Origin of the sequence: Nocardiopsis sp. NPDC006938 (assembly GCF_042869555.1) — a bacterium.
Lineage (GTDB): Bacteria > Actinomycetota > Actinomycetes > Streptosporangiales > Streptosporangiaceae > Nocardiopsis.
On the sequence record NZ_JBIAGA010000017.1, the window covers coordinates 1 to 12,517 of the forward strand.

9 protein-coding genes are annotated in these 12,517 nt (G+C 72.6%); 3 read left to right on the top strand and 6 right to left on the bottom strand.

The window, feature by feature from the left end; translation table 11 throughout:
* Positions 1–91: 91 nt before the first annotated feature.
* Together ACFYL4_RS22175 and nhaA are read right to left on the bottom strand one after the other, a co-directional pair.
* On the bottom strand, positions 92–1,630 hold the full coding sequence (locus ACFYL4_RS22175; protein ID WP_387520559.1) for a DEAD/DEAH box helicase: 1,539 nt from the start codon (positions 1,628–1,630) through the stop codon (positions 92–94).
* 406 nt (positions 1,631–2,036) lie between these two features.
* Positions 2,037–3,299, bottom strand: a complete 1,263-nt coding sequence (gene nhaA / locus ACFYL4_RS22180; RefSeq protein ID WP_357763784.1) for a Na+/H+ antiporter NhaA — start codon at positions 3,297–3,299, stop codon at positions 2,037–2,039.
* A 372-nt stretch (positions 3,300–3,671) separates the two neighbouring features.
* Here nhaA and ACFYL4_RS22185 point away from each other — a divergent pair, with 372 nt between their 5' ends.
* Positions 3,672–4,547 (top strand): alpha/beta fold hydrolase, encoded by an 876-nt coding sequence (locus tag ACFYL4_RS22185; protein WP_387520562.1) that lies wholly within the window; start codon positions 3,672–3,674, stop codon positions 4,545–4,547.
* 25 nt (positions 4,548–4,572) lie between these two features.
* On the opposite strand, the gene ACFYL4_RS22190 is transcribed toward ACFYL4_RS22185, so the two are convergent.
* Positions 4,573–4,995 carry a hypothetical protein gene (locus ACFYL4_RS22190; RefSeq protein ID WP_387520565.1) on the bottom strand — a complete coding sequence of 141 codons (423 nt, stop codon included), beginning with the start codon at positions 4,993–4,995 and terminating at the stop codon, positions 4,573–4,575.
* A gap of 39 nt (positions 4,996–5,034) precedes the next feature.
* Positions 5,035–6,177, bottom strand: coding sequence for an alpha/beta hydrolase (locus tag ACFYL4_RS22195; RefSeq protein ID WP_387520567.1), 1,143 nt, complete (start codon positions 6,175–6,177; stop codon positions 5,035–5,037).
* Positions 6,178–6,501: 324 nt separating this feature from the next.
* Between ACFYL4_RS22195 and ACFYL4_RS22200 the strand changes: the two genes are divergently transcribed.
* Positions 6,502–9,060, top strand: a complete 2,559-nt coding sequence (locus ACFYL4_RS22200) for a PEP/pyruvate-binding domain-containing protein (RefSeq protein WP_387520570.1) — start codon at positions 6,502–6,504, stop codon at positions 9,058–9,060.
* A gap of 131 nt (positions 9,061–9,191) precedes the next feature.
* Positions 9,192–11,000, top strand: coding sequence for an alkyl/aryl-sulfatase (locus tag ACFYL4_RS22205; protein ID WP_387520572.1), 1,809 nt, complete (start codon positions 9,192–9,194; stop codon positions 10,998–11,000).
* A 136-nt stretch (positions 11,001–11,136) separates the two neighbouring features.
* On the opposite strand, the gene ACFYL4_RS22210 is transcribed toward ACFYL4_RS22205, so the two are convergent.
* Positions 11,137–11,433: a DUF4287 domain-containing protein gene (locus ACFYL4_RS22210; protein ID WP_387520574.1), complete on the bottom strand. Its 297-nt coding sequence runs from the start codon at positions 11,431–11,433 to the stop codon at positions 11,137–11,139.
* A gap of 167 nt (positions 11,434–11,600) precedes the next feature.
* Positions 11,601–12,509 (bottom strand): aminoglycoside phosphotransferase family protein, encoded by a 909-nt coding sequence (locus ACFYL4_RS22215; protein ID WP_357763767.1) that lies wholly within the window; start codon positions 12,507–12,509, stop codon positions 11,601–11,603.
* Between the last annotated feature and the right edge of the window lie 8 nt (positions 12,510–12,517).

A 12,517-nucleotide genomic window follows, 5' to 3' on the forward strand; every position in this document is an offset into this window, starting at 1 on the left:
CAGCCTGGCACCGTGAGAACACCGCGCCGCCAGGCGTCCCTTGAGGGTGGTGGAGGGCGACGGGCGGGCGGAATGATCCACAAAACAGGCCCTAGTCCTGCGCGGCGCGACGGGGGCGGCGCGGGCGGGACGAACCGCCCGAACGCGGGCCGCCGTAGCCGCCGCGCTGGCCGCCCTGGCCACCACGCGGGCCGCGCGGGCCGCGCTGGCGGTTCTCCCGGCGCGGCTCGGCGGGCAGGGTCACCGGCACGCCGGACGGGGTGCGGGCGCCGGTCACGCGGGCCAGCTCCGGGTCCTCGGAGTGCTCGACCTGCGCGATCTGCGGTTCGATCCGGGCCCGGTACATCAGACGGCTCATGTCACGCCGCTGGTTGGGCGTCACGAGCGTGACCACGTTGCCGGACTCGCCCGCGCGGGCCGTGCGGCCGCCCCGGTGCAGGTAGTCCTTGTGGTCGGTGGGCGGGTCGATGTTCACGACCAGGTCCAGCCCGTCCACGTGGATGCCGCGCGCGGCGACGTTCGTGGCGATCAGCGCGGTCACCGTGCCCTCCTTGAACTGCTTGAGGGTGCGGGTGCGCTGCGGCTGGGAGCGGCCGCCGTGCAGCGGGGCCGCCCGGACGCCGCTGGCCAGCAGGTGCTGGGCCATGCGGTCCACCGCGTGCTTGGTGTCCAGGAACATGATGACCTGGCCGTCACGGGCGGCGATCGCGGTGGCCGTGGCCTGCTTGTCCGCGTGCGACACGTGCAGGAGGTGGTGCTCCATGGTGGAGACCGCCCCTTCGGACGGGTCGACCGAGTGCACGACCGGGTCCTTGAGGAAGCGGCGCACCAGCTGGTCCACGTTCCGGTCCAGGGTGGCCGAGAACAGCAGGCGCTGTCCGTCGGCGGGGACCTGCTCCAGGATCGCGGTGACCTGCGGCATGAAGCCCATGTCGGTCATCTGGTCGGCCTCGTCGAGCACCACGGCCTCGACCTGGTCCAGGACGCAGTCACCGCGCTCCATGAGGTCGCGCAGGCGGCCGGGGGTGGCCACGACCAGTTCCACGCCCTGGCGCAGGGAGCGCGCCTGGCGGTGGATGGGCATGCCGCCCACCACGGTCGCCATGCGCACCCGAACCGAGCGGGCGTAGGGCGTGAGGGAGTCGGTGACCTGCTGGGCGAGTTCGCGGGTCGGCGCCAGCACCACGGCCAGCGGGTGCCGCTCCTCGGCGCTGCGGCCGTTGAGCCGGGCCAGCAGGGCCAGGCCGAAGGCGAGGGTCTTGCCGGAGCCGGTCTGGCTGCGGCCCAGGACGTCCCGACCGGCCAGCGAGTTGGGCAGGGTGGCCGCCTGGATCGTGGAGGGCGTGGTCAGACCCTGGCGGGTCAGCGTCTCCTTGAGGGCGTCGGGCATGTCCAGCGCCTGGAAGTCGTCGACCGGGTCGAGGCCCGGCACGACGGTCTTGGGGAGGGCGAACTCGCCGCCCGAGAAGCGCGAGCCGCCGCCGGGACGGCCCTGGTGGCCGCCGCCGCGTCGGGGGCCGTCGAAGGAGCGGCGCGGGCGGGGGCGACCGTAGGAGCCGGAGCCGCCACGGGAACCCTGGCCGGAGGTGGTGGAGCGGTCACGACGTGCGTTGGCACGGGGATGGTTCACAGATGACCTTTCGCCGACGACTGAGGCCGGGTCGGAAGTCCACGACAGCGCTTTGGTGAGTGACACCGAACGTGTGTGGGGGAAACTACTTCGATATCCACGGCTCACCCGAAGGAACGGGGGTCGTGGCGGGCGAACCGGTGCCTGTCGGAGAACGACTGCCAGAAGACCGGCTCTGGGAACGTCACCGTGGTGGTTACCCGGAGTACCCGGGCAGCACGACCGCAACCTCACGAACCTAGCACACGGCCTCCCGGCTGGCCGAGACCGCGCCCCTGTGGCACTGGGCACCGTACGGAGAGGGAGCTCGAACCGCGAGGGGCGTCGTATGACGAGGGGCCCCGGCGTCCGCTCGCGCGGATGGGGCCCCTCCGGGTCACGCTTCGGGGGGTGCCCCCCTGGCGGGTCAGTCCTGTTTCGCGGGCGCCTGGGCCGCGAGGGCGCGGTAGTGGCGCGAACGCAGGCCGAGGACGACGGTGGCCGTCAGGGCCGCGATCAGCGAGGCGATCAGCACGCCCGCCTTCGCGTGGGCGAGGTGCTCGGGGGACCCGGCGAAGCTGAGCTCGGTGATCAGCAGCGACACCGTGAAGCCGATCCCGGCCAGCTGCGACATCCCGAAGATGTCGATCCACTTCAGGTCCGGGTTGAGTTCGGCGCGGGTGAGCTTGGTGGTCAGCCACGAACCGCCGGTGATACCGACCATCTTGCCGACGAACAGGCCCGCGATGATGCCGAGCCCGGCGGGGTCGGTGAAGACCGCGTCCACGCCGTCGAAGACCACACCGGCGGAGAAGAACGCGAAGATCGGCAGGGCCAGTCCGGCCGACCACGGGCGCAGGACGTGCTCGGTGCCGTGGCTGGGGCTTTCGACCTCGCCCTCGTGCTTGGTGGTGCGCATCATCAGGCCCATGGCCACACCGGCGATGGTGGCGTGCACGCCGCTCTCGTGGGTGAGTACCCAGATGAGGGCGGCCAGCGGCACGTAGACGACCCAGTTGGGGACGACGGACGCGTTGAGCTTGGCGGCCAGGCCCTTGCCGCGCTGGAGGTAGCCGAAGAACGCGACGCCCAGGGCGGCGCCGAACAGCGGCAGGAAGCTGATGCTCGCGGTGTAGAAGACCGCGATGACGATGACCGCGCCGAGGTCGTCCACGATCGCGAGGGTCAGCAGGAAGGTGCGCAGGGCCGGGGGCAGGCCGCGCCCGACCACCGCGAGGATCGCCACGGCGAACGCGATGTCGGTAGCCATGGGGATACCCCAGCCCTGGAGGGTCTCCGGGGAGTTCAGGTTGACGATCGCGTAGATGCCGGCGGGGACAACCATGCCGCAGACGGCGGCGACGATCGGGAGCATGGCCCGGCGGGGGTCGCGCAGCTCGCCGTGGACGAACTCCTGTTTGAGCTCGTTGCCGACCACGAAGAAGAAGACCGCGAGCAGGGCGTCGGCGGCCCAGGTCTCCAGCGACAGGTTGAGGTGCAGGGCCTCGGGGCCGAAGGTGACGCCTCGGAGCCGTTCGTAGACCTCGCCGAGAGGAGAGTTGATCCAGACCAGCGCGGTGACGGCCGCGAGGATCAGCAGGAAACCGGCGACCGTGTCGCTGCGGAGGAGGTTGGCCAGGCGGCTCACCGGGTTGTACGAGGGTGAGGGCCGGACGGGGTCGATGCTCATCGGGGTGTGCTCCGGGCAGATGGGTTGCTTGTGGGACTCGCCGACCAGTCTTCCCGGCACACCTGTGGCGCGTGTGGCGCCGCGCCCATGTTCGCCTATGGTGGACCGTCTGTCCAGTTTCGGTCAGGTTCTCCAGAATTCGGAGACCGCCAGCGGCCCCTGGGCGCTGGGGTCACTCTATCCCCTGAACAGCGCTAACGTCGCTGGGGTGCGGGTTGGGGGCCCGGCCCACGCACCCGTCGCGTGCGGGCGTGCCGGGGTGTTCGGCCGGTCCGGTTGGCCGAACCGGTACACGGGCGTAGAGTGCGGGTCTGGTGTGCCGGGAAGACTGGTCGGCGAGGCGGCGATCCCTATCCGAAACCAGGTGTGACCATGCCGGAGACCACGCTCCACGGAGCTCGCGTCTACCGTTCCGAGTCAGCGGAGCGGACCGTTCGCGACTGGTGCCGGGAGCGGCTCGACGAGTACCCGGACCTGGTCTTCCTGCCGGAGATCCCCACGTCGATCGGCCCCACCCGCGCCTTCCGGATGCCCGGCGGCCCCGGCACTCCGGTGGTGGTGCTCAGCGGCACCAACTTCAACAGCGCTCTCATGGCCTCGCCGGTCTCGGACATGACGGAGGAGCGGGACGTCTACCTCGTGGACCTGCCCGGGCAGCCCGGTCTCAGCTGCGGGCTGCGGCCCCGGGGGCACCGCGCGCAGGCGTACGGCCGGTGGTTCGACGAGGTGCTCCCCGAGCTGGTGGACCGCCCGGTGGTGGTCCTCGGGCACTCCCTGGGCGCGGCGGTCGCCCTGGCGGCCAGACCCCGCGACCAGGTCAGAGGGATGGTGCTGGTCAACCCGGCCGGTCTGACCAGCGCCGCCACGCCGCCGGAGCTCATGCGCGTGACACTGCCGTGGATGATCGGCCCGCGCGACGACAAGAGCACCCGGCTGCTCAACTTCATGAGCGGACCGGACCTGCGCTACCCGTCCCACCCGTTCGCGTCGTGGATGACGATGGTCGGCAGGTACTGCCGGACGAGTCTCGCACCCGGTCCGCTGCCCACCGAGTCGCTGCTGGCCTGGCAGGGGCACGGCGTCATGGTGGTCACCGGGTCGGACGACGTGTTCTTCTCCCCGGCGCGCCTGCACGGCCCGGCCCGCCGGTTCCTCGACACCGAACCGCGCGTACTGGAGGGCGCGGGGCACCTGGCGCCGTACGAGTTCCCCGAGCGGGTGCGCGCCCTGGTGCGCGAGATCGCCTGACCTCTCGGGGCGGGGTGCGCGGGCCTCAGCCGGGCCTGAGCGGGGTGAAGAGGGTGTCCGGGGCCGGGTCCCGGTACAGGGGCGAGTCCACCATCACCGCCAGACTCCGGTGGTCGGCACGAACTGTCACGAAGTACGAGAACCCGTCGGGGGTGCGGACCGTGACTTCGCCGCCCCCGTCGAACGCGCGTATGGAGCTCTCCCACCCGCGCGCCCGCCAGTCGGAGTGCAGCTTCCTGAGCGAGTCGTTCACCCGGTTCGGACCCACCGCGCAGACATAGCGTGCCGTGGCGGTGTACACCTCCCCGGCTTCCGTGCCGGGGGGCGGGGAGTCGGACACGGCGGCGTCGGCTCCCCGGAAGACGAGGGGGGCGGGGAGAAGGTCAGTGAGCGAGGAAGCCCGCTCCATCGTCAGTTCCACGGCCTCCGGTTTGGCCTTGGTGTCCACGGTTTCCTCTTTCCTGTGCTTCCTGAGCGGTCTGGTCGTTCACAAGGACGGTTCCGCCCGATTCGATGGGAGGGGGAGGAGCGGCGCTCCCTCACCAGGTGTTCCCTTCCCCCGGATGGCCCTTTGGATCGCTGTCACCGCCTTTCCCACATTCGTCTCCTTCGAGAGCCGTGGCTTCGGTGCGCGGTCGGGCTTTCCGGGAGTCAGTTCGCGCCCGGGGGGTTCCAGCCTGGAGTGGAGGCCGCAGATCACGTTCACCTTGCCGGAACGGGACACCGCGTCGTCCCAGTACCCGTCGTGTCCGTGGCTTCCGGTCTCCAGGACTCGCGCGCCGAACTCCTCGGCCATCGGATTGGCTCCGTGGACCAGGGACGGGACTCCGACGACCCTGTCCCTGTTCGATGCCTGGACGTAGACCTCCGCGGGGTCGACGTTGAGCTCGCTCGCGTGCTTGACACCTCCCAGGCCGGTGCTGCCCTCGAAGACGATGGCGTCCGCCGGAAAACGGCCCTGTGTGGTGGCGGCGGCCCTGGCGACCACGATGGAGCCGTAGCTGTAGCCGATGACGGTCGTTCGTCCGGGGTCTCCCTTGCGGCGGGCTGCGCGCAGGCCGAAGAGGAAGTTCCTCAGCACCGGGTACCCCGCGTTGGCGAAGGACTTGTTGGCCGCCTGGGTGAGGAACTTGTCCGGCATCTTGCATCCGAGCCAGAAGACGCCCGCCGTGTTCCCGTCGTTCGTCAGCAGGTCCGCCTCCTCCCGCAGACGGCGGACCCTGCTGATCCCCCGGGCGATGTGGGGTCCGCTCGAGATGTTGGACCGCGTTCCCGGTACGAAGACCGCGGTCTGCCGGGCCGTGTCCGGGTCGCCCACCGAGACGACGGCCAGTCCCCTGGTGTCCCCCACCCGGGGCGGGGGCTGGTAGTTCAACAGCAGGGGCCGGTCGTTCGCGGGGGTGTTGACCTGGGAGTGCAGCACCATCGCGCTCGTGTCTTCCGGGTTGTCCCGGAGGTAGGCGTCGAGGATGGTGCGGTTGGCTCGGTCGCGCACCCGCGACGGAAGTCCGTCGCGGGTGCCGACCTCGGCCGGGTCCTGCCTGAGGTGGCGTTCGCGCTGTTCGTGCGTGAGGCGCTTCCACCACGCCGCGTTCTCGGCTGGCGCGTTCGACGACGGTGGTGCGACCATCGACGTCCTCTCAAGGTTCTGTTGCGGGCTGGGGGTCACGACATCCTGGCAGAGAAGGCTGACCTCGGATAGCCCTCCAGTTCCGTGAGGCCACCTTCGATGGGGCGTCGGAAGATCGACGGCTTGTGATGGGTGGACGTGCCCTGGGAGCGCAGCCCCGGGCCGTGGCAGGGGAAACCGGGTCCCGCGCGTTCCCCGAGCGGGCCCGCCGCCTCGTAGCGTGGGTGGGTGGCGCGGCCCTGACCGGGGAAGACTCTCCTGTGGCGGGCCCGCCCGGCACCGGTTCGGACCCGCGACCAGACGGCCTCACGGGAGGGCGCGGCCATGGACGTACGGAGCGTCGTGGGACTGGACGGGGTCCGCCGTGGCATGGGGGATCTCGTGGGGGGCAAGGCGGCCAACCTCGGGGAGATGGTCGCGGCTGGGGAGCGCGTGCCCCCCGGCTTCTGCGTCACCACCGCCGCGCACGCGTCCGGGACGGTGCCCGCCGAGCCGATCACCCGGGCCTACGAGGCTCTGGGCGCTGGCAGGGTCGCGGTGCGTTCCAGCGCGACCGCGGAGGACCTCCCCGAGGCCAGCTTCGCAGGACAGCAGGACACCTACCTCGACGTCGAGGGCGCGGACGCCGTCGTGGACGCCGTCCGCCGCTGCTGGGCCTCGCTCGACAACGAACGCGCCGTCGCCTACCGGCGGGCCAACGGCCTCGACCGGGCCGATGTGCGCATGGCGGTGGTGGTGCAGCGCATGGTGGACGCGGACACCGCCGGGGTCATGTTCACCGCCGACCCGCTCACCGGCTCCCGGTCGCGCACCGTGGTCGACGCGGTGCGCGGCCCGGGCGGCGCGGTCGTGGACGGGTCGGTCGAACCCGACCACTACGCGGTCGACGACGGTCGGCTCGTGGACGGAGCCGGGGGCTGTCTCGCACCGGGGCAGGTCGTCGAGCTGGCCGCCGCCGGACGGCGCCTCCAGGGGCTCTTCGGCTCCCCGCAGGACGTCGAGTGGGTCCACGACCGCGACGGCGTCCTGTGGCTGCTCCAGTCCCGGCCGGTCACCACCCTCTTCCCGCTCCCGCCGCAGGACCTGCCCGACCTGCCCCGCTTCTACATGGAGGTCGGGCACATGCAGGGCATGTTGCGCCCCTTCACCCCGCTCGGGCTGGCCATGCTCCAGAGGATGTGGACCCGCTGGTGGGGGTCGGTCGGGTTCGCCACCGGCGACGCCGACCCCGACCCCCTCATGGTGGGTGTGGGAGGCCGGTTGTTCGTCGACCTGTCCGCGTTCCTGCGCAGCTCCCCGCTCCGGGGGAGGCTGCCCCAGGCCATGGACGTGTACGGGCCCCGGGCGCGCGCGGCGGTGGAGCACCTGCTCGACGATCCGCGGTTCGCCCCCCGCCCCGGGCTGCCGTTCCCCGCGTCGACCGGGCTCCGCGTGGCCGCCGCGCTCCTGCCCTCGGCCGTGTTCGGGGTCGGCCACGCGCTGGCCCGCCCCCGGGCCGCGCGCGCCCGAGCACAGGCCGCCGTGGCCCGTCTGCGCGCCCTGCGCGGCCCGGGCGCCGGAGCCGGGTCGGCGTCACGGCTGGACTGGGTCACGGGGCGGGCCCTCGACGCGATGCTCGGCCGGGACCTGACCCGGGTGATCGGCCCGGTCTTCGCCGGGATCGTCACCGGCACGGCCCCGGCGGCACTGCTGCGCGGGGTCGCCACCAGGGAGGAGACCGACACCGTCCTGGGCGGCCTGCCCCACAACGTCACCACCGAGATGGACCTGGCCCTGTGGCGGATCGCCGAGCGCGCCCGCGCCCACGGGGACCTGTTCACCCGCACACCTCCGGAGGAACTCGCCGCCCGGTACCTGCGCGGGGAGCTGCCGGAGGTCGGGTTGGCCGCCTTCCTGGACGCCTACGGGCACAGGGCGGCCGCCGAGGTGGACATCGGTGTGCCCCGGTGGCGCGAGAACCCGGCGCCCGTGTTCGCGTCGGTCGCCAACTACCTGCGCCTGGACGACCCCGAACAGGCACCGGACCGCAGGTTCGAGCGGGCCGGGGCCGCCGCCGGGGCGGCGCTCGCCGAACTGGTCCCCCGCGCCCTGCGGCGCCGTCCGGTGCGCGGTGCCGTCGCCGCCTTCCTCATGAGCCGTTCCCGCGAACTCGCGGGACTGCGGGAGTACGGCAAGTTCGCGTGGCTGGTGCCGTTCGCGGAGATGCGCCGCCAGGTGCTCCTGGTTGGAGCCGACCTGGCGGGCCTCGGACTGCTGGAGACGGCCGACGACGTCTTCTTCCTGGACCTGGACGAGGTCCGGTCGACGGTGGACGGCTGCGTCGACCGGCGGTCCCTGGTCGCCGAGCGTCGCCACCTCCACCTGCGGGAGCGGCGTCGGCGCACGGTGCCGGGGACCCTACTGACCGATGGCACGGACGCGGCGGCCGCGTTGCCGTCCCCGGCCGTGGAACCGGGCGGGCTACCGGGGACACCGGCGGCTCCGGGGCGGGCCGAGGGACGCGCCCGGGTGGTCCTGGACCCGTCCGGAGCCAGGGTCGAGCCCGGGGAGATCCTCGTGGCGCCCACCACCGACCCGGGCTGGACGCCGCTGTTCATGACCGCCGCAGGGCTGGTCTCCGAGACGGGTTCGCCGATCGCGCACGGCCCCACGGTCGCCCGCGAGTACGGGATTCCGGCGGTGATCTGCGTGCGGGACGCCACCACCGCGATCCGGACCGGCGACCTGCTCCGGGTCGACGGCTCGGCGGGGACGGTCGTGGTGGTCGCCGACGCGGGCGACGGTCCCGCCGCCACCGACCCCACCGACCCCACCGACCTCACCGACCCCACCGACCTCACCGACCTCACCTTCACCGACGGAGAATCCCCCCGCGAGGGGTGAGGCCCTCCCTCCACCGGTACCGGAAGATGACGCGGAGTTAACGTGCGGCCGGGCCCCCGTTGGGCGGCCGGTGACGAGCATGGGGGTGGGCCTGCCCGGCCCGACCGGTGTGCTCCGACGGAGGGACGGCCATGGCAGAGCCCGGGTACGCGGACGGAACCGACTTCGAGGACGCCGACCGGGGGTTCGTCGGCGCGCTGGTCCCGGGGGTGGTGCGTGACGACCGGGGCCGTGTCGTGTGGGACGGTGACGCGTTCGGGTTCCTGGAGGGCGAGCGCCCCGACTCCGTCCACCCGAGCCTGTGGCGCCAGGCCCGGCTGTGCGCCAAGCAGGGACTGTACGAGGTCACCGCCGGGGTCTACCAGGTGCGCGGCCTGGACCTGTCGAACATGACGCTGATCGAGGGCGGGCGCGGCGTGGTGGTCGTCGACCCCCTCGTCTCGGCGGAGACCGCTACGGCCGCCCTGGCCCTGTACCGGGAGCACCGGGGCGAGCGCCCCGTGACGGGGCTGGTCTACACGCACTCGCACATCGACCACTTCGGCGGCGCCCTCGGGGTGCTCGACCCCGAACGGGACGGCGTGCCCATCCTCGCGCCGGAGGGCTTCCTGGAGCACTCCGTGGTGGAGAACGTGTACGCGGGCCCCGCCATGCTGCGGCGCGGTATGTACTACTCGGGCGCGAACCTGGGGGTGGGGCCGGACGGGGCGGTCGGCGTGGGTCTGGGGTCGGCGGTGTCCACGGGGACGCCCGGCCTGGTGCCGCCGACCGTCGACGTGGCCCGCACCGGGCAGGAGGAGACGGTGGACGGGGTCCGGTTCGTCTTCCAGATGACACCGGGTACCGAGGCGCCCTCGGAGATGAACTTCCTGCTGCCCGACCACCGCGCGCTGTGCATGGCCGAGAACGCCACCCACACCATGCACAACGTGCTCACCCTGCGCGGCGCGGTGGTGCGCGACGCGCGGATCTGGTCGCGCTACCTCAACGAGGCGGTCCAGCTGTACGCGGACCGCGCGGACGTGCTGTTCGCCTCGCACCACTGGCCGACCTGGGGGCGTGACCGGATCGTGGGGTTCCTCTCGGAGCAGCGCGACCTGTACGCGTACCTGCACGACCAGACGCTGCGCCTGCTCAACAAGGGCCTCACCGGCCCGGAGATCGCGGAGGAACTGCGGCTGTCCGAGGGCCTGGCGGCCGCCTGGAACACACGGGGCTACTACGGTTCGCTGTCCCACAACGTGAAGGCGGTCTACCAGCGCTACCTGGGCTGGTACGACGGCAACCCCGCCACCCTGTGGGAGCACCCGCCGGAGGAGAGCGCGCGCCGGTACGTGGACACCATCGGCGGGACCGACGCGGTGGTGGCCAGGGCGCGCGCGTACGCGGACGAGGGGGACACCCGGTTCGCCGCGCAGCTGTTGCGGCACGCGGTGTTCGCGGACCCGTCGCACGAGGGGGCCCGGGATCTGCTCGCGTCGGTGTTCCGGCGGCTGGGCGAGGGCGCGGAGAACGCGACCTGGCGCAACTGCTACCTGACCGGGGCCCGGGAGCTGCGTGAGGGCGTGGCGCACACCGGACTGGCGGCGTCGAGCATGGCGGCCATGCTCACCGTGACCCAGCTGTTCGACACGGTCTCCATCCGGGTGGACGGCCCGAGGGCGGCCGCCCTGTCGATGGTCATCGACTGGACCCTGACCGACCTGGGGGAGTCCTACCGGACCGAGATGTCCAACGGGGTGTTCGTGCACTGGCCGGTGAGGGGGGAGGTCGCGGGAGACGCCGATCTCACCCTGCGGTTGACCAAGCCCCGGTTTCTGGGCCTGCTGGCGCACGGGGACACGGACGGCCTCGACCACGACGGCGACCTGGAGGCCGTCCGGCGGGTCATGGGGGTGCTGGACGAGCCCGACCCGGACTTCGCGATCGTCACGCCCTGACGGGCCTGGCCCGGTGGGGGCGGGGCACTGATCGTCGATCGCGCGTACCGGGCCGCCCCGTGGGTCCCTCGCGACCGCCGAGCGGGGCCGCCGACGCGTGTCCGCGCGTACCCGGTGCGAGGGACCCACGGGCCGGTCACGCCCGGTTCGGGTCGGTCGCCTTCCCGTTGAGCCAGAGTTCGGTGGTGGCGTCCCGGTGGCTGCCGGTGGTGCCCACGTGCTTGGCGTCGATCGTGGGCCCCTTCTTGATCACGTGCACCAGGGCCATCGCGTGTCCCCGGCCCAGGCCGTAGTCGTCGGCCAGCCAGGTGACGATGGTGCCCGCCTTCACGGAGGGGGCGTCGTACCCCTTCTCCTTGGCGAGGTCCACCAGGGCACGGGGGACCAGACCGGTCTTCTCCTCGATGGTGTCCAGATAGGCCTGGAAGGACATGGGCTCTCCTCGGGTGGGTGGCCGGGAACCCATGTTCACACCCGACTACGACATTCCACCTGACGCGTCGCCGCCCCGGTGGCACCTGATGCGGAGCCGGTGGCGGAGTGACGCGCGGCTGGGGTGTCCATGGGGCCAGGGCCACCGTAGCCAAACGGAACCTGTACCTAGGCGTCCAGCAGCTGGGTGACCGTGTGCTCGCCGATGGCGCCGAGGACCGGGTGCTCCGGGGCGCTGGCGCACAGCAGGGTCGAGTAGAGCAGCGCCCAGGCGCGGGCGCGGTCCCAGGTGGGGACGTCGACCCCGCTCCGGCGGTCCAGTTCGGCGCGTAGGCGGGCGCGGTCGCGGGGGCCGAAGGCCAGCCAGGCGACGGCGAGGTCGCAGGCCGGGTCGCCGGAGGTGAGGTCGCCGAAGTCGAGGACGGCGACCAGGTCGAGGCGGCCCTCGGCGCGGGTGTGTTCGGCCGTGCCCACCAACAGGTTCGCGGGGTGCGGGTCGCCGTGCAGCCACACCGCAGGGCCGGTCCGTTCGGGGGTGGGGAGCAGCTCCTCCCACAGGGCGAGCAGTGCGTCGGCGCGGGGGTGGGTACCGGTGGCCAGGCGCTCGCGCACACGGGCGTCGCGCACACGCAGGGGAACCCCGCGCACCTCGTTGCGGGGGGCGTCGTCCGGGGCGGGCACGTGCAGCCGTGAGAAGAACGACGCGAGGGGTTCGACCAGGTCGGAGCGTTCGTCCACCGGTACCTCGGCGGCGGTGCGGCCCTCGAACCACGGGGTCACCGACCAGTGCCAGGGGTATCCGCGGTCGGGGCGGCCCACCCGTACCGGGACCGGGACGGGCACGCCGACGCGTTCGGCGATCTCCGGGAGCCAGCGCTGCTCGTTCACGACGAGCCGGGCGGCCGCCTCCCGGCGGGGCATGCGCACGCACAGGTCCGCGCCCAGGGTGAACAGGGAGTTGTCCCAGCCGTGGGAGACCGGGGTGACGGCCAGGTCCGCCAGGTCCGGGTGCTGTCGGCGCAGGAGCTGGCGGACGAGGTCGGGGGTGAGGTTCACTTCGGCCGGAGGGGTGCGCATCGACCCAG